Source organism: Burkholderia sp. Bp8992 (assembly GCF_003853705.1).
Taxonomy (GTDB): domain Bacteria; phylum Pseudomonadota; class Gammaproteobacteria; order Burkholderiales; family Burkholderiaceae; genus Burkholderia.
In genome coordinates, this window is the sequence record NZ_QTQI01000002.1 from 12,038 (window position 1) to 28,958 (window position 16,921).

The 16,921-nt window shown below is 67.4% G+C and carries 15 protein-coding genes; 10 read left to right on the forward strand and 5 right to left on the reverse strand.

The features are described 5' to 3' along the window. Positions 1–50 precede the first annotated feature (50 nt). Positions 51–689 (reverse strand): transcriptional regulator, encoded by a 639-nt coding sequence (locus DIE03_RS02955; protein ID WP_124447327.1) that lies wholly within the window; start codon positions 687–689, stop codon positions 51–53. After that, positions 686–1,207, reverse strand: a complete 522-nt coding sequence (locus DIE03_RS02960) for a YbaK/prolyl-tRNA synthetase associated domain-containing protein (protein ID WP_124447329.1) — start codon at positions 1,205–1,207, stop codon at positions 686–688. The genes DIE03_RS02955 and DIE03_RS02960 overlap by 4 nt, the downstream gene beginning before the upstream one ends. Positions 1,208–1,610: 403 nt before the next feature. Between DIE03_RS02960 and DIE03_RS02965 the strand changes: the two genes are divergently transcribed. Then, positions 1,611–3,194 (forward strand): isocitrate lyase, encoded by a 1,584-nt coding sequence (locus DIE03_RS02965; protein ID WP_124447331.1) that lies wholly within the window; start codon positions 1,611–1,613, stop codon positions 3,192–3,194. A 72-nt stretch (positions 3,195–3,266) separates the two neighbouring features. Here DIE03_RS02965 and DIE03_RS02970 read toward each other — a convergent pair whose 3' ends face one another. Both DIE03_RS02970 and DIE03_RS02975 read right to left on the reverse strand, forming a co-directional pair. Beyond that, on the reverse strand, positions 3,267–3,983 hold the full coding sequence (locus DIE03_RS02970; protein ID WP_124447334.1) for an EthD domain-containing protein: 717 nt from the start codon (positions 3,981–3,983) through the stop codon (positions 3,267–3,269). A 50-nt stretch (positions 3,984–4,033) separates the two neighbouring features. Next, a complete protein-coding gene (locus DIE03_RS02975; protein ID WP_124447336.1) occupies positions 4,034–4,546 on the reverse strand; it encodes a nuclear transport factor 2 family protein in 513 nt (170 codons plus the stop codon). A gap of 189 nt (positions 4,547–4,735) precedes the next feature. Between DIE03_RS02975 and DIE03_RS02980 the strand changes: the two genes are divergently transcribed. The 8 genes from DIE03_RS02980 (at position 4,736) to DIE03_RS03020 (ending at position 12,754) form a co-directional block, all read left to right on the forward strand. Further along, positions 4,736–5,236 carry a nuclear transport factor 2 family protein gene (locus DIE03_RS02980; RefSeq protein WP_124447338.1) on the forward strand — a complete coding sequence of 167 codons (501 nt, stop codon included), beginning with the start codon at positions 4,736–4,738 and terminating at the stop codon, positions 5,234–5,236. 50 nt (positions 5,237–5,286) lie between these two features. Then, positions 5,287–6,153, forward strand: coding sequence for an SDR family NAD(P)-dependent oxidoreductase (locus DIE03_RS02985; protein WP_124447340.1), 867 nt, complete (start codon positions 5,287–5,289; stop codon positions 6,151–6,153). 9 nt (positions 6,154–6,162) lie between these two features. Next, entirely contained in the window at positions 6,163–6,918 is a 756-nt protein-coding gene (locus DIE03_RS02990) for an SDR family NAD(P)-dependent oxidoreductase (RefSeq protein ID WP_124447342.1), read from the forward strand. A gap of 94 nt (positions 6,919–7,012) precedes the next feature. Next, entirely contained in the window at positions 7,013–7,789 is a 777-nt protein-coding gene (locus DIE03_RS02995; RefSeq protein WP_124447343.1) for a glucose 1-dehydrogenase, read from the forward strand. Positions 7,790–8,314: 525 nt separating this feature from the next. Then, complete coding sequence (locus DIE03_RS03005) at positions 8,315–10,180, forward strand: phosphoenolpyruvate carboxykinase (GTP) (protein WP_124447345.1); 1,866 nt, start codon at positions 8,315–8,317, stop codon at positions 10,178–10,180. Positions 10,181–10,277: 97 nt separating this feature from the next. Then, the gene (locus DIE03_RS03010; RefSeq protein ID WP_124447347.1) at positions 10,278–10,706 is read left to right on the forward strand and encodes a hypothetical protein; all 429 of its coding nucleotides are present in this window, start codon (positions 10,278–10,280) and stop codon (positions 10,704–10,706) included. Positions 10,707–10,822: 116 nt separating this feature from the next. Continuing rightward, positions 10,823–11,032: a hypothetical protein gene (locus DIE03_RS03015; protein ID WP_124447349.1), complete on the forward strand. Its 210-nt coding sequence runs from the start codon at positions 10,823–10,825 to the stop codon at positions 11,030–11,032. 228 nt (positions 11,033–11,260) lie between these two features. Then, positions 11,261–12,754 (forward strand): FAD-dependent oxidoreductase, encoded by a 1,494-nt coding sequence (locus tag DIE03_RS03020; RefSeq protein WP_124447351.1) that lies wholly within the window; start codon positions 11,261–11,263, stop codon positions 12,752–12,754. Between the two features lie 27 nt (positions 12,755–12,781). Here DIE03_RS03020 and DIE03_RS03025 read toward each other — a convergent pair whose 3' ends face one another. Beyond that, positions 12,782–14,446, reverse strand: coding sequence for an acid phosphatase (locus DIE03_RS03025; protein ID WP_124447353.1), 1,665 nt, complete (start codon positions 14,444–14,446; stop codon positions 12,782–12,784). A gap of 472 nt (positions 14,447–14,918) precedes the next feature. Here DIE03_RS03025 and ftsH point away from each other — a divergent pair, with 472 nt between their 5' ends. Beyond that, a complete protein-coding gene (gene ftsH / locus DIE03_RS03035; RefSeq protein WP_124447355.1) occupies positions 14,919–16,895 on the forward strand; it encodes an ATP-dependent zinc metalloprotease FtsH in 1,977 nt (658 codons plus the stop codon). The last annotated feature ends 26 nt before the right edge of the window (positions 16,896–16,921 follow it).

The following is a 16,921-nucleotide window of genomic DNA, read 5'->3' on the forward strand; positions in this document are numbered from 1 at the left end:
GTGAGTCGGAAAGAGCAGTCAACTGGGAAGAAGCCGCGCGCGTATGACTTCTACTTCGCATCGTTGTAGACGGTCGCGCGCGAGACGCCAAGATGCTGCGACACGATTTCCATCGCGCGGCGCACCTCGAGGAAGCCGTCGGCCTTGAGTGTTTGCAGCAACTCGCGGCGCTGGTCGGTCTTCAGCTCGCGCGGCGTCGTCGCGAGGCGCGTCGCGAACGCGTCGATGCGCTGCCGGATCGCGTCGGCGCCGGCCGGGTCGAGCGTCTCGACGATGGCCTCGCCGTCGGTGCGGCAGAACTGGTTCAGCATGCCCTGGAAGCCGCGGAACAGCGTGACGTCGGCGTTCAGGCACAGCGCGGCGACGTAGCGCCCGGTCGAATCCTTGATGCCGATCGACGTGCTTTTCGCGGTGCGGCCGTCGGCGAAGCGGTTCGGGTAGTTCGCGAGCACCTGCGGGAAATCGTCGTCGGCGATGCGGGCGAGGCCGAGTTCGGTCGCCGGATCGCCGACCGCGCGCCCGGACAGGTTGTTGTGGATCGCGAGGATCGCGTGTTCCGGCGTGCGCAGGTCGTGCACGACGACTTCGGTGAATGGCGCGAACATCTCGCCGAGCCCTTCGGCGATGCGCTGCACCTGTTCGATCAGCGACGCCTGCTCAGACGGCGGCGGGGTGCGGTGCGTGGTCATGCGCTTTCCTGCGGGGACGGCGCGTCGGTCGTTTCCGGCCGCGTGATGTCGGCCAGCAACGGCTGCGCGATCCGCACGTAGTCGGCCGAGTCGAGCACGACCGAGCGGTCGAGGCGGCCCGCGTTGAATGCGATCTCGGCGTTGCGTTCGACCAGTGCGGGATCGACGACGAGCGTCACGTTCGCGTCGAACACGAACGGCGGCACGGCGCCCATCACGCAGCGCGTGACGGCGGCCGCGACGTCGGGCGATGCGAGCGTCGCCTTGCGGCGGCCCACGGCATCGGCAACCTTGCGGAAATCGATCTTCAGGTGGCCGGGGATCACGGCGAGCGCGGTGGTGTCGCCACCGTCCTTGAACGTGCAGAGCATCGCCTTCGCCCCTTGTTCGGGGCGTGTGCCGCGGATCGCGGCGATCACGTCGGATTTGCCTTCCGCCGGATGTTCGAGCACGCGGAATCGCGCACCGGACGTATTCAGCAGATGGCAAAGCGTGTCGAAAACGGGAGAGTCGTTCATGTCGCTCCGGCCAGGAGGGGGCGCACGCAGTGCACGGGAAGCGGGCGTGCTGATCGCTATCGATGAATTGTCCAAGTATAGACGTTTTGTCATGCGATGTGGCAAAAGCAGAGGCTGCCGCGCCTGGCGTTTCTCCAACTGCGAAAGGGCTTTTCACATTGCGAAACTCGCGGGAAATTCTTGCCGCGTCGTCTTTCCGCCGCTTGAAAAGTTGTTTTGCATCGCAAAATCGATTAGCTATCTCATTGAAAAACAAGAGGAATTTATATCTTATGTCTTATATAAGAGTTGATCGACAGCGGGCTCGACAGGATTAATATTGAGTCCATGCAGTTCGCTTCGTCACACGGGGCGGGCACGCTGAACCCTTTACTCAAATGCGCTTCGTTCCCAGGAGATCGACATGTCCCAGTACCAAGACGACATCAAGGCAGTGGCTGGCTTGAAGGAAAACCACGGCACCGCGTGGAATGCCATCAGCCCCGAGTACGCCGCTCGCATGCGTGCCCAGAACAAGTTCAAGACCGGCCTTGACATCGCGAAGTACACCGCGAAGATCATGCGCGCCGACATGGCCGCGTACGACGCCGATCCGGCCAAGTACACGCAGTCGCTGGGTTGCTGGCACGGTTTCATCGGCCAGCAGAAGATGATCTCCATCAAGAAGCACTTCAACAGCACCGAACGCCGCTACCTGTACCTGTCGGGCTGGATGGTCGCCGCGCTGCGCTCGGAGTTCGGCCCGCTGCCGGACCAGTCGATGCACGAAAAGACGTCGGTCAGCGCGCTGATCCGCGAGCTGTACACGTTCCTGCGCCAGGCCGACGCCCGTGAACTGGGCGGCCTGTTCCGCGAGCTGGACGCGGCGAAGGACGCGACGGCCAAGGCAGCGATCCAGGAAAAGATCGACAACCACGTGACGCACGTCGTGCCGATCATCGCCGACATCGACGCGGGCTTTGGCAACGCGGAAGCGACCTACCTGCTGGCCAAGCAGTTCATCGAAGCGGGCGCGTGCTGCATCCAGATCGAAAACCAGGTGTCGGACGAGAAGCAGTGCGGCCACCAGGACGGCAAGGTCACGGTGCCGCACGAGGACTTCCTCGCTAAGATCCGCGCGATCCGCTACGCGTTCCTGGAACTGGGCGTGGACGACGGCATCATCGTTGCCCGTACCGACTCGCTGGGCGCCGGCCTGACCAAGCAGATCGCCGTGACGGCCACGCCGGGCGACCTGGGCGACCAATACAATGCGTTCCTCGACTGCGAAGAGCTGTCGGCCGACCAGTTGGGCAACGGTGACGTCGTCATCAAGCGCGACGGCAAGCTGCTGCGTCCGAAGCGCCTGCCGAGCAACCTGTTCCAGTTCCGCGCCGGCACGGGCGAAGCGCGTTGCGTGCTCGATTGCATCACGTCGCTGCAGAACGGCGCCGACCTGCTGTGGATCGAAACCGAAAAACCGCATATCGCGCAGATCGGCGGCATGGTCAGCGAGATCCGCAAGGTGATCCCGAACGCGAAGCTGGTGTACAACAACAGCCCGTCGTTCAACTGGACGCTGAATTTCCGTCAGCAGGCATACGACGCGATGAAGGCGGAAGGCAAGGACGTGTCGGCCTACGACCGTGCGCAGCTGATGAGCGTCGAGTACGACGAGACCGAACTGGCCAAGCTCGCCGACGAGAAGATCCGTACGTTCCAGGCCGATGCATCGCGTGAAGCCGGCATCTTCCATCACCTGATCACGCTGCCGACGTACCACACGGCTGCGCTGTCGACCGACAACCTGGCCAAGGAATACTTCGGCGACCAGGGCATGCTGGGCTACGTGGCGGGCGTGCAGCGCAAGGAAATCCGCCAGGGCATCGCCTGCGTGAAGCACCAGAACATGTCGGGCTCGGACATCGGCGACGACCACAAGGAATACTTCAGCGGCGAAGCAGCGCTGAAGGCAGCGGGCAAGGACAACACGATGAACCAGTTCTGATCATCGTCCGACCCGAAGCGCAACGCCAGCCCCTCGGGGCTGGCGTTTTTTTATCCGCCCGATTCTGGCGCGTCATCCGCGCACGGCCTTCACGACGTACTGGCTCGTCGGCACCACGTCGATCTTGTCGAAATCGATGAAGCGTCCGCAGCTGTCCATCATTTCGGCCACGTTGCGCTGGAACTTTTCCTCGTCGCCGACCGCATCGAAGAACGCGTGCGGATCGGTCATGGCCGCGGCCGGGAAGCATTCCTCGACGATCGCGTCGTAGCCGGGCGCCGCATGCGTGAGCGCGCGCACGACGACGTTCTGCACGTACAGGAAATTGTCCTGCGTATCGATCGCGACGCGCGTGTGATGACCGTGCCACACGTCGAGCCACGCTTCGTGCGTGAGACGCGGCGGCCGCTTCAGGAACGCGAGCTGCGAGAAGCCGGCCGTGCGCTCGCCGGGCCGCGCGGGGAAGCGCGTGTTCGGAATCGGCTGCGACTCGGTGACGAGATACGCGGCCATGTGCGGGACTGCCGCGCGCACCGCGTCGTCGAACGGCTGGCGGAACATCGCGTTCGCGCTGTCCATCCACACCGCGACGATGCCGTCGATGCCCGGGTGCGTGCTGGTTTGCTTCAGGGCGGCGGCCGGCGCGACATCTTCATCGACGACGTTCACCTGCACGCCGTGCACACCGAGCGACAGCAGCGTGTCGGCGAGCTGCGCGCGCACCGTGCGGTTCCATTGGTCGGGCGCAGCCTGCGTATCGCGCCACAACACGTAAATGACTTTCTCCATTGCTCCGGCTCCAGAGGGAATGACGGGATCGGCGGCGCTGCCGCCGCGGTTCAGGAAGCGGTGTCGGCCGCTCCGGCCGCCTGATGCGCGCCGGGTGCGAACCGGTTCGCGGTCAGCGTGCACGACGGCGGGATGGGCGACGTGACGGTTTCGAACAGCCGTTCGTGACGCGTCGCGTGAATGCGCCACACGCCGTCGCGCTTCACGTACTGGTCGTCGTAGAACGCGGTACCGTGCAGCAGGTAGTTGTCCTCGAGATTGATCGCGTGATCCTCGAGAAACCACACGCCGCACGCATGATCGGCGGACACCAGCGTGAGTTCCGGGTGATGGCCGTGATGCATCGTCAGGAAGGTCGGCTTGCCGATCAGGTCGCGCAGGCTCGACACGAACGCGTCGCGGCCGTCGTACACATAGCGGCCGCCATACAGCCGCGCCTCGCAATCCTCGGTCAGGCACGCCGCGAGCAGCGCCCAGTCGTGCGTATCGACCGCGCGGAAATACCGATACTTCAACTGCCGGATCTGCTCGTACTCGTGGAGCGTGCGGGTCGTGTCGTCCATCGCCGTGTCTCGTGGTGGTGTCGTTCGATGGTAGGAACGAAGCCGCCTGCATCACATCGTCTGTTCGGACGAAACCCTCATGCGTGAACAGGCCGCTAATCCGAACGGGTGATGGCCGACGCATCGCGCGGCGGTAACGTGGCGTCGACGCGGCCTTCGAACCGCGCCGGCACCGAACAAGGAGACGGAATGACCCTCATCGAATCGCTGGAAACTCGCGTGCGCCGGCTCGAGGACGTCGATGCGATCCGCCGGCTGAAGGCGCGCTACTTCACGTGCTGCGATCGCAAGGATCCGCAAGGGATGCGCGACTGCTTCGTCGCCGGCCCCGTGCAGATCGACTACGGGCGGATCGGCACATTCTCCACGCGCGACGCGCTCGTCGACGTGTTCGAGCAGCTCGGCTGTCATCCGCACATCGTCGAGATGCATCACGGCGTGAATCCCGACATCGCCGTGCTGGACGACATGCATGCGCGCGGCACGTGGGGCCTGCACTACCAGATGATCGATACGAACGCGCGCACGCTCACGCAGCTCGGCGCGTATTACGACGACGCGTACCGGAAGATCGACGGCGAATGGAAGATCGCGGCCACGCGCTGCGTCGTCACGTCGACGCTGTCGGCCCGCTACGAAGGCGATGCACCCGGCGTGCTGTTCGCCGGCGCGCAGCCGCCGGCCGCCTGACGCACGCGATTGCCACGGTCGTGGCGAACATTCCACAGGAGACATCGAACATGACACGGAACCACGATGCGCCGGTCGCCGTCGTGACGGGCGCATCGCGCGGCGCGGGCAAGGGCATCGCGCGCGCGCTCGGTGCGGCCGGCATGACCGTCTACGTGACGGGCCGCTCGCAGCGCGAAGGCGATGCACCGCTGCCCGGCACGATCCACGAGACCGCACGCGAGATCGACGCGCTCGGCGGCCGCGGGATCGCGGTGGCCTGCGACCACGCGGACGATGCGCAGGTGAAGGCGCTGTTCGAGCGCGTCGAGCGCGACGGCGGGCGGCTCGACATCCTCGTCAACAACGCGACCTGCCTGCACGACCAGTTGATCCTGCCGGGCCCGTTCTGGGAGAAGTCGCTCGACCTCGTGAACATCCTCGACGTCGGGCTGCGCTCGGCGTATGTCGCGAGCTGGCATGCGGCGCCGCTGATGGCGAAGCGCCGCAGCGGGCTGATCGCGTTCACGTCGTCGTTCGGCGCGAGCTGCTACATGCATGGCGCGGCGTACGGCGCGCAGAAATCCGGCGTCGACAAGTTCGCGAAGGACATGGCCGTCGACCTGAAGCCGTTCGACGTCGCGGCCGTGTCGATCTGGATGGGCCCGCTGCGCACCGAGCGCACGACGCGCGTGTGGGAAGCACATCCGGATCTCTACAAGGAATTCTCGCTCGTCGCCGAAAGCCCGGAATTCACGGGCCGCGTGATTCATGCGATCCACGGCGATCCGCAACGCATGGCGCTGTCGGGGCAGGTGCTCGTCGGTGCGGAAGCCGCGCTGCAGTACGGGATTGCCGATCTCGACGGCAAGCAGCCGCCGTCGTATCGCGAGCTGCTCGGCGGGCCCGTGCAGGCCCATCCGGCGATCGTCGCTTAGGGAGCGCGCATGGACCTCCTGAAGGGCAAGGTCGCGCTCGTGACGGGCGCGGGGCAGGGCGTCGGCCAGGGCGTCGCACATGCGCTGGCGGCCGAAGGCGCGCACGTCGCGGTGGTCGGCCGTACACGCGACAAGCTGCTCGTCACGTGCGAGGCCGTTCGCGCACGCGGCGGCGTGGCCGAGCCGTTCGTGTGCGACGTGATGGACACCGTGCAGATTGCGCAGTGCGTCGATGCCGTCGTCGAGCGGTTCGGCGGCGTGCAGATCCTGATCAACAACGCGCAGGTCGTGCCGCTCGGCCGCCTGCTCGACGTGACCGACGCGGATTTTATGGCGGGGCTCGAATCGGGGCCGATCGCGACGCTGCGGATGATGCGCGCATGTCATCCGCATCTGAAGGGTGACGGCGTGATCGTCAACTTCGCGTCGTCGGCCGCGGTGCGCTGGGATGCGTCCGGGTACGGCGCGTATGCGGCGACGAAGGAAGCGATTCGCGCGCTGACGCGTGCGGCCGCATGCGAATGGGGCGTGGACGGCATCCGCGTGAACGCGGTCGCGCCGCACGCGTTGTCGCCGGGCCTGAAGGGCTGGGTCGGCGCGAATCCGCAGGAAGCCGCTGCGTTCTTTCGCACGATTCCGCTCGGCCGCGTTGGCGACTGCGAGCAGGACATCGGGCGCGCGATCGTGTTTCTCGCGAGCCGCGACGCTGCGTACCTGACGGGCGCGACGCTGCCGCTCGACGGCGGGCAGGCGTACTGGGGCTGACGGCATACGGCCGGTGCCAATCAATCATGAATTCGGCAATTGCGCGCCTGCATGCGCACGGTTGCCGGCAAACCGGAATCGAAGCGAGGACGACATGGGTCGACTGGCAGGAAAGGTAGCGATCGTCACGGGCGGCGCGCGCGGCATGGGCGCGGCGACGTGCAGGCTGTTCGTCGAGGAGGGCGCGCGCGTCGTGATCGGCGACGTGCTCGATGCGGAAGGCGCAGCGCTCGCGCGCGAACTGGGCGATGCGGCGCGCTTCATGCGGCTCGACGTGGCCGACGAAGCCAGCTGGGTATGCGTGACGGAAGCGACCGTCGAGCAGTTCGGCCGCATCGACGTGCTCGTCAACAACGCGGCCGTGCTGACGTTCGGCGGCATCACCGAGCTGTCGAAGCGCGATTTCGAACGCGCGGTGTCGATCAACCTGGTCGGCACGTTCGTCGGCATCCGTACGATCGCGCCGCACATGATCGCGCAAAAGAGCGGGGCGATCGTCAACATCTCGTCGGTGGACGGGCTGCGCGGCGTGAACGCGCTGGCCGCATACGTGTCGAGCAAGTGGGGTGTGCGCGGGCTGACCAAGGTCGCGGCGCTCGAACTCGGCCACCAGGGCGTGCGCGTGAATTCGATCCATCCGGGCGGCGTGAATACCGCGATGTCGAACCCGACCGGCGCGCCGCTCGAGGAAATCAACCGGCACTATGCGAACGTGCCGCAGCAGCGCGTCGGCTTGCCTGAAGAAATCGCGCGCGCGACGCTGTTCCTCGCGAGCGACGAAGCGTCGTATTGCAACGGTGCCGAACTGGCCGTCGACGGCGGGATGGCGGCGGGCGCGTATTACCCCGGATTGCCCGGCGCGCCGTTTTGAGCAGGGGCGCGTACCGGGCATTCGATCACGATGTTTGTGTGCGCAACCTATTTCGGGGTTTGCCTGAATAGCGAAAACGCGAATTCGCCCGGTGCGCATTCGCGTTCGCTTCGCGCGGGCGCGGCACACTGAAATTGCCGCTCCCGCGAAACCCAAAGCGGACGGACGTCCCGGCCGTTTCGTCCCCAAAGCGCACGCGACGACGGCTGCAAAAAAGACCTGCCTGCAACGCGCGTGCCGGTTCGCCGTCACAGTTGTTTCTTGTTGCAACGCAATGCTTGTCCAATAACGGCGATGGTATGCTGGCCGGAATGGAGTTGTATGGCAGGTTGCTTGCATGGCGAAACTCGCGTTCGCACCCTCTAACGAGACTTCACCTTCTCTCGCACGCATCGCGGCATCGACGCGCGTTCCGCTCGCGCGTCTCGTCCTGCGCGCTGCCTCCTCCTGCGCTCCAATCGCATCCCCCATCTCGCGGGCTTGCCCCGCATCCCCATCCCCGTCCAATAATCTGGAGACATCCCCATGTCGCAAAACACCATGGCCGAAGCAACACACGGCCCGCTGATCGCTCCGCCGGCTTTCGTCAAACATCGCAAGCTGATCGACTGGGTGTCGCGCATCGCGGCACTCACGGAGCCCGAGCGCGTCGTATGGTGTGACGGTTCGCAGGAAGAAAACGACGCGCTGTGCCAGGCGATGGTCGACCAGGGCACGCTCAAGCGCCTGAACCCGGCGAAGCGCCCGAACTCGTATCTCGCGCAATCCGATCCGTCGGACGTCGCGCGCGTCGAGGATCGCACGTTCATCTGCGCGGCTTCGCGCGACGACGTCGGCCCGACCAACAACTGGATCGAGCCGGCCGAAATGCGCGAGACGCTCAACGGGCTGTTCCGCGGCTCGATGCGCGGCCGCACGCTGTACGTCGTGCCGTTCTCGATGGGCCCGCTCGGCTCGCCGATCGCACACGTGGGCGTCGAACTGTCCGACAGCCCGTACGTCGCGGTGAACATGCGGATCATGACGCGCATGGGCCGCGACGTGTACGACGTACTCGGCGAGGACGGCGAATTCGTGCCGTGCGTGCACAGCGTCGGCCATCCGCTCGAAGCGGGCCAGCAGGATGTGCCGTGGCCGTGCAACCCGGTCAAGTACATCGTGCATTTTCCCGAGACGCGCGAGATCTGGAGCTTCGGCTCGGGCTACGGCGGCAACGCGCTGCTCGGCAAGAAGTGCTTCGCACTGCGCATCGCGTCGACGATGGGCCGCGACCAGGGCTGGCTCGCCGAACACATGCTGATCCTCGGCGTGACGTCGCCGGCCGGCAAGAAGTATCACGTCGCGGCCGCCTTCCCGTCCGCGTGCGGCAAGACCAACTTCGCGATGCTGATCCCGCCGCAGGGCTTCAAAGGCTGGAAGGTCACGACGATCGGCGACGACATCGCATGGCTGAAGCCGGGCCGCGACGGCCGCCTGTATGCGATCAACCCGGAAGCCGGCTTCTTCGGCGTCGCGCCGGGCACCGGTGTGAAGACGAACCCGAACGCGATCGCCACGCTGAAGGAAAACGTGATCTTCACGAACGTCGCGCTGACGGAGGACGGCGACGTGTGGTGGGAAGGGCTGACCGACACGCCGCCCGCGAAGCTGACGGACTGGCAGGGCAACCCGTGGACGCCGGAAACGGCCAAGGAAGCCGGCCGCAAGGCCGCGCATCCGAATTCGCGCTTCACGGCACCGGCCGCGCAATGCCCGTCGATCGACGACGACTGGGAGAACCCGGCCGGCGTGCCGATCGACGCGTTCATCTTCGGTGGCCGCCGCTCGACGACGGTACCGCTCGTGACCGAGGCGCGCGACTGGGTCGAAGGCGTGTACATGGCCGCGACGATGGGCTCGGAAACGACGGCCGCCGCAGTCGGCCAGCAGGGCATCGTGCGCCGCGATCCGTTCGCGATGCTGCCGTTCTGCGGCTACAACGTCAGCGATTATTTCGCGCACTGGCTCAAACTCGGCAAGCAGCTCGAAGCCACGGGCGCGACGTTGCCGAAGATCTACTGCGTGAACTGGTTCCGCAAGGACGCGAACGGCAAGTTCGTGTGGCCGGGCTTCGGCGAGAACATGCGCGTGCTGAAGTGGATGCTCGATCGTCTCGAAGGTACGGGCGGCGGCGGCGAGCATGCGTTCGGCGTGTCGCCGGCATACGAAGACCTGCACTGGGACGGCCTAGATTTCACACGCGACCAGTTCGATGCGGTGACGTCGATGAACGCCGACGAATGGCGCGAGGAGCTGAAGCTGCATGCGGAACTGTTCGATACGCTGAAGCTGCGGCTGCCTGCCGAGCTGACCGAAACCATGACGAAGATCGCGCAGCGCATCGGCGCCTGACGATCCGTATCGACGCATCGCCCTTGACGTCCCGTCGCCGGCAGCGCTTGCCGGCGGCGGGACGTTTTCGCATCCGCGTCGCCTATTGCGCGCGGCAATGCGCGACGACTTCGTCGACCGCGCGCTGCACGTCGCCGCGCATGTACACGTCGCACGCGACGCCCTAGGTCTCGGCATCGGCTTCGCCACCGACGAGCGTGACGGACTGGTCGTGCACGTGATGCCGGGTCGCGTCGCGAGTGCGTGCGACGTCGATGCGCAGGTTCGCATCGGACCGATCGATACTCATCGTCCATACGGAGCAGGGCGAAGGTCGGGGAAAACACCGGGTCCGGCAGGCGGGCGCAACGCGACGTGGCGGCGCTGCTGCGACGCAGCGTCCGATGCGCGGCATGCGTCTGACGATTCGCACGGCAGGTCGGTAAAGGCGTTCGATGCGGCGCGTTTGCTGGCCGCACGCGGATTCGCCGCCGACGATGTTGCGACGCCGCATGGCGTGCGACTTCCTTTCAGCGTTTGTCCCTAGTCGAAACGGACGATGGCCGCCGGCCGGGCGCTGGCTACCGTGCAGTCATCCGGTGCCGCAAGCGATGCGCGCCGGACACGAACCGCACCAGCGGCCAACCGGAGGGGACGACGATCATGAGACTGACGACTCGCAAGCTGTGCGTACTGGCGATGGGCACGTTCGCTGCGATGGCGATGGCGCGATACGCTGCCGACGCGGTCCCGTCGCCGCCGTACGCGGCCGGCATCCTGCAATGCCGCTCGGTCGATCCGAACGGCTTGCCGACCGCGTGCGTGCCGATCGATCCGTCGCACTTCGGTTTCGCCGCGTTGCGCGGCATGTGACGCCAGCGGCGGTGCGCCGCGCTGCGACGCGCATGGGCCGCAGTCGACGAGTTCCGGGTGTCGCACGTTGCGTGCGGCGCCCGATCGAGTCGCCGGTTCGGCTTCACATCGTTTGATTTCCCTCGGGCAGCACACCGTACGTGCCAGGCGTTCGCACTGCCGCGTGCCCGGCAAGCCGCTGCCACGACCACCGCTTTCCGCAGATTCCCTTCACGCTGACCCATCCTCATGTCATCCGACCATTCCCTGACTCGCCCCCTGAACCTTCGCGACGTACATCGCTGGGACGCCGAACACGATGTCGTGATCGTCGGCTTCGGCGCGGCCGGCGCGTGCGCCGCGATAGAAGCCGCGAGCGCCGGCGCCGACACGCTGATCGTCGAGCGCGCATCGAGCTACGGCGGCACGAGCGCGCTGTCGGGCGGCGAGATCTACCTCGGCGGCGGCGGCACGCCTGCGCAGCGGCAGGCCGGCTTCACCGACGACACCGAGGATCTGTACCGCTACCTGATGCTCGCGGGCGGCCGCGACGCCGACGAGGCGAAGGTGCGCCTCTACGCGAACGAGAGCCTCGCGCACCACGACTGGCTCGTCGCGCAGGGGTTGACCTACAAGAACACGTTCATCGCCGAGCGGATCGTCGAGCCGGAAACCGACGACTGCCTGATCTGGTCCGGCAGCGAGGAGGCCTGGCCGTTCAGCGAGGCCGCGAAGCCGTGTCCGCGCGGCCATACGCCGCAATGGCCGGGTTGGGGCGGCGGCCAGCTGCTGATGCGCGTGCTGGCCGAACGCGTGGCGGCGCTCAGCGTCGCGACGCGCTACGACACGCGCGCGCTCGCGCTGATCGTCGACGACGGCGGCACGGTGTGCGGCGCCGTGCTGCGTGCGTACGGCGAGACGGTGTTCGCGCGGGCGCGCGGCGCAGTGATCCTGTGCGCGGGCGGCTTCGCGATGAACCGCGACATGGTGCGCCGGCATGCCCCGCAATTCCTGCGCTCGGACGAGCCGATCGGCAGCCCCGGCGACGACGGCTCGGGCATCCTGCTCGGCCAGAGCGTGGGCGGCGCGGCGATCCATATGGACCAGGGTTTCGTCAGCCTGCCGTTCTACGCGCCCGAATCGCTGATCAAGGGGATCTTCGTGAATGCGCGCGGCCAGCGTTTCATCAACGAGGACGGCTATCACGGCCGCACGGGCCATCATGCGTTTCACCAGGCCGGCGATCGCATCTACCTGCTGGTCGACCAGGCGACCTACCAGGAGCCGCCCGCGATCGCGCGGATCGGGATCGCGGCGGCCGGCGAGACGTGGGAAGAAATCGAGCGCGACCTGCAGATGCCGGCCGGCACGCTGACGGCGACCGTCGACGTGTACAACCGCCATGCGGCCGAAGGCGCCGATCCGCTGTTCCACAAGGCGAAGAAGTGGCTGCAGCCGCTGATCGAGCCGCCGTTCGTCGCGCTCGATTGCCGGATCGACTACGCGTTCTACCCGCACTTCACGCTCGGCGGGCTCGACACGCTGCCGACCGGGCAGGTGCTCGACGCGGCGCGCGCGCCGGTGCCGGGCCTCTACGCGGCCGGCCGCACGACCTGCGGGCTGCCGCGCTGGGGCGCCGGATACAGCTCGGGGCTGTCGCTGGCCGACTCGACGTTCTTCGGCCGGCAGGCCGGCCGCCATGCGGCGCAGGCGCGGCGCGACGCGTTGCGCAGCGCCGCGTAGCGCGCCGGTCAGGCGGCTGACTGGCGGTCAGCCGAGATCGAGCGCGTTCGTCAGGTCGCCCGGCGGCGTCGCGCCGCGTGCGGCGAACGCCTTGTCGCGCGCGACCACGCCGTCGAGCGGCGCGAGCCCGTGCACGCGGCTGATGAAGCGCAGGATCGAGTTCGTGTCGTACAGCGTGTGATCGACGAAGCCCTGCTTCGCGAACGGCGAGATCACGAGCGCCGGAATCCGCGAGCCGGGGCCCCAGCGGTCGCCGACCGGCGGCGCGACGTGATCCCACCAGCCGCCGTTCTCGTCGTGCGTCATCACGATCACGGTGTTTTCCCATTGCGGGCCGCGCCGGATATGGTCGATCACGGTCGCGATGTGACGGTCGCCCGATTCGATGTCCGCATAGCCCGCATGCATGTTCAGGTTGCCCTGCGGCTTGTAGAACGTGACGGCTGGCAGGCGGCCCGCGTCGATGTCGGCGATGAAGCGGTTGGTCGACGGCTCGTCGCCGAGCCCCGCGTCGCGCAGGTGCCGGCGGCGGGCTTCCGTGCCCGGCGCGTAGTTCACGAAGTAGTTGAACGGCTGGTGGTGGTACTGGAAATCCGGCACGGTGCCCGTGTCGCGGTGCTCGAGCGCGTACTGCCACGCGCCGCTGTACCACGCCCAGTCGACGTTCTTTTCCGACAGGCGATCGCCGATCGTCGCATAGCCCTGCGGCGGCATCACGCGATGGTCGGCCGGATCCGCATACGCGGCGTTGCCCGGATCGGGCGGCGGCACGTAGCTCGGCTGGTACGGCGGCGCCATCGTATTCACGCCATAGCCGTCCGGCGTCAGCGGGCCGTCGACCGCGAACTTCGGCGGGCCGTCGAGCGCGGACGCGGGCGAATCGTCGGCGAGCTTCAGGCGCGTGCCGGCCGGATCGTCGCCTTCGACCTTCGACAGCAGTTTCGCCGCATGCGGATGCTTGTGCGCGTCCGGGTACAGCGGCGGCTGCGCGGAGATCAGGAACATGTGGTTCATCCACGAACCGCCGAAAGCCGCCATGAAGAAGTTGTCGCACAGCGTGTATTGCCGTGCGAGATTCCACAGCCGCAGCGAATCGGCCGAGTTGCGGTAATGGCCCATCACGAGGCCGCCCGAATCGGCCCACGCGGCGAACTGGTTGTTGCGGCCGGCGGCGATCTGCATCTGGTTCTGGTAGAAGCGGTGCCAGAGGTCGCGCGTGATCACGCCGTTCGGCAGCGGGTTGCCTTGCGCATCGGCGATCCGGAACGGCGCATTCGGCAGCTTGTCGATGTCGCGCTCGGCGATCGCGTAGCGCTTGCCGTCCACTTCCTGCGCCTGCGGCACGAGCCCGCCCCAGATCTTCGGCAGCACGGGCAGCGGGGTCTTGCCGTCGCGGTCGAGCTGCTGCGCGTGTTCGGGCCGCACGTCGCCGAGCGGATGCTGCACGCCGGGGAAATCGCCGTACAGGTTCGCGAAGCTGCGGTTTTCCGCGTAGATCACGACGATGTGGCGCACGCGCTGGCGCAACGCTTCGTCGATGCGCAGGTCGGCGGCCGAGCGCGGTGCGCTGCCGGCGGTGGTTTCACAGCCGCTGAGCGCGACACCGGCACCGAGTGCGGCGAGGCCGCCGAGCATGCGGCGGCGGTCGGGATCGGCGGGAAGGTCGTCGGGGCGATCGGGGGTATCGGTCACGTCGTGGGCTCCTCGAATGTCGGGTGGGCGGTGTCGTTCGATGCGCGGCGGCGCCGCTCAGGCTGCCGCGATGCGTGACGGCATGCAATGCCGGGCGCGGCGCGGCAAGCGCGGGCAGCCGTATTGTCATAAAAATGTCACGAACGCGACTATAACGCGCCGCGTGCCGGGAACGAAAGCCGTTCGTCGGATGTATCGACGCGTGCGGCGGGCGATGCGGGACGTGCGCGCGCGAACTAGACTGGATGCAGGGGCGGCGCGTCGCGGCGTGCCGCCCGGGCGAGGATCGCCCGGCGGCGCCGGCCGATGGCGTCGCCGCGGCGTCGTCGATGCGACGAAACGAGGCGACACAGCGAGGCGACGATGGCGCGGATGGATGCCGTTTTCGCAGGGCCGCCGATGCCGCGTGCCGGTTGCGCGCGCGTGCCCGTGTGAGCGCACGCCGCGCAGCACACGAGGCCGGCCCGATGTCATGGACAGGAAATTCGACTACCCGGGATTGCTGATCGCGGCGGGCTTCTTCGTGCTGTTCGCCGCGCAGTTGCTGATGCTGCATCCGACGTCGGCATCGATCGCGTACAGCGATTTCCACAAGCTCGTCGCCGCACGGCTCGTCGACGATCTCGAGGTCGGCCCCGCGTCGATCTCGGGCACGCTGAAGATGCCGCAGGCCGGCACGATGCTGCCGGCATCCGAAGCGGCTGCCGTGCAGCAGGTCGGCGCACCGTGGCGCTTCACGACCAACCGCGTGACCGACGAGCACCTGACCGACACGCTGACCGCCGCCGGCATCCGCTATCACGGCACGCCCGACACGGGCTGGATCGCCGGGCTCGCGTCGTGGCTGCTGCCGCTCGTGCTGTTCGTGTTCGTGTGGAACATGATGCTGCGCAAGCGCGGCGGGCTGCAGGACTTCACCGGGATGGGCAAGAGCCGTGCACGCGTGTACGTGCAGCAGGAAACCGGCATCACGTTCGACGACATCGCGGGCATCGACGAAGCAAAGGCCGAGCTGCAGCAACTGGTCGCATTCCTGCGCAATCCCGACCGCTACCAGCGGCTCGGCGGCAAGATCCCGAAGGGCGTGCTCGTGGTGGGCGCGCCGGGCACGGGCAAGACGCTGCTCGCGCGCGCGGTGGCCGGCGAGGCGGCCGTGCCGTTCTTCTCGATCAGCGGCTCGGCGTTCGTCGAGATGTTCGTCGGCGTGGGCGCGGCGCGCGTGCGCGACCTGTTCGAGCAGGCACAGCAGAAGGCGCCGTGCATCGTGTTCGTCGACGAGCTCGATGCGCTCGGCAAGGTGCGCGGCGTCGGCCCGATGTCGGGCAACGACGAACGCGAACAGACGCTCAACCAGCTGCTCGTCGAGATGGACGGTTTCCAGGCCGGCTCGGGCGTGATCATCATGGCCGCGACGAACCGTCCCGAGATCCTCGATCCCGCGCTGCTGCGCCCGGGCCGCTTCGATCGCCACATCGCGATCGACCGGCCCGACGTGAACGGCCGCCGGCAGATTCTCGGCGTGCACGTGAAGCGCGTGAAGCTCGCGGCCGACGTCGACCTCGGCGAGCTCGCATCGCGCACGCCGGGCTTCGTCGGCGCCGATCTCGCGAACGTCGTCAACGAGGCCGCGCTGCATGCGGCCGAGCTCGGCAAGCCCGCGATCGGCATGGCCGACTTCGACGAGGCGATCGACCGCGCGCTGACGGGCCTCGAACGCAAGAGCCGCGTGATGAACGCGCAGGAGAAGCTGACCATCGCGTATCACGAGGCCGGCCATGCGCTCGTCGCGGAAAGCCGCTCGCATTGCGACCCGGTGAAGAAGGTGTCGATCATTCCGCGCGGTGTCGCCGCGCTCGGCTATACGCAGCAGGTGCCGACCGAGGATCGCTACGTGCTGCGCCGGAGCGAACTGCTCGACCGGATCGATGCGCTGCTCGGCGGGCGCGTCGCGGAAGAGCTCGTGTTCGGCGACGTCTCGACCGGTGCGCAGAACGATCTCGAACGCGCGACCGCGATGGCGCGCCACATGGTCATGCAGTACGGGATGAGCGAGAAGATCGGGCTCGCGACGTTCGACGACGGCGATGCGCGCCAGGGCATGCCCGGTGCGTGGCATCCGGGCGACGGCCGCTGCAGCGAGCACACGGCGCGGATGATCGACGACGAAGTGCACACGCTGCTGGCCGATGCGCATGCGCGAGTCGCGGCGACGCTCGGCGAGCGCCGCGAAGCGCTCGAACGCATCGCGCGACGGCTGCTGCAATGCGAGGTGCTCGAACGCGACGCGCTGCAGGCGTTGATCGACGGGGGCATCGAGCCGCCGTCCGCCACGTCGGCGGCGCCCGGCGACGAAGCCGGCGCGCGGGGCGGGGCGATCGAGACGGAACAGGCCTCCGCGGTCGAACGCGACTTCGTCTCATACGGGCGGCCGCACGAGCCCGATCGCTGAACGCGTCGCGCCGACTTGCCGGCGGC

Bases quoted from the DNA above. Each gene is read 5' to 3' on its own strand.
- DIE03_RS02965 (WP_124447331.1), top strand. From the start codon at position 1,611: ATGTCCCAGTACCAAGACGACATCAAGGCAGTGGCTGGCTTGAAGGAA.
- DIE03_RS02995 (WP_124447343.1), top strand. From the start codon at position 7,013: ATGGGTCGACTGGCAGGAAAGGTAGCGATCGTCACGGGCGGCGCGCGC.
- DIE03_RS02980 (WP_124447338.1), top strand. From the start codon at position 4,736: ATGACCCTCATCGAATCGCTGGAAACTCGCGTGCGCCGGCTCGAGGAC.
- DIE03_RS02955 (WP_124447327.1), bottom strand. From the start codon at position 689: ATGACCACGCACCGCACCCCGCCGCCGTCTGAGCAGGCGTCGCTGATC.
- DIE03_RS02960 (WP_124447329.1), bottom strand. From the start codon at position 1,207: ATGAACGACTCTCCCGTTTTCGACACGCTTTGCCATCTGCTGAATACG.
- DIE03_RS03020 (WP_124447351.1), top strand. From the start codon at position 11,261: ATGTCATCCGACCATTCCCTGACTCGCCCCCTGAACCTTCGCGACGTA.
- DIE03_RS03010 (WP_124447347.1), top strand. From the start codon at position 10,278: ATGCGCGACGACTTCGTCGACCGCGCGCTGCACGTCGCCGCGCATGTA.
- DIE03_RS02970 (WP_124447334.1), bottom strand. From the start codon at position 3,983: ATGGAGAAAGTCATTTACGTGTTGTGGCGCGATACGCAGGCTGCGCCC.
- DIE03_RS02985 (WP_124447340.1), top strand. From the start codon at position 5,287: ATGACACGGAACCACGATGCGCCGGTCGCCGTCGTGACGGGCGCATCG.
- DIE03_RS03015 (WP_124447349.1), top strand. From the start codon at position 10,823: ATGAGACTGACGACTCGCAAGCTGTGCGTACTGGCGATGGGCACGTTC.
- DIE03_RS02975 (WP_124447336.1), bottom strand. From the start codon at position 4,546: ATGGACGACACGACCCGCACGCTCCACGAGTACGAGCAGATCCGGCAG.
- DIE03_RS02990 (WP_124447342.1), top strand. From the start codon at position 6,163: ATGGACCTCCTGAAGGGCAAGGTCGCGCTCGTGACGGGCGCGGGGCAG.
- DIE03_RS03005 (WP_124447345.1), top strand. From the start codon at position 8,315: ATGTCGCAAAACACCATGGCCGAAGCAACACACGGCCCGCTGATCGCT.
- ftsH (WP_124447355.1), top strand. From the start codon at position 14,919: ATGGACAGGAAATTCGACTACCCGGGATTGCTGATCGCGGCGGGCTTC.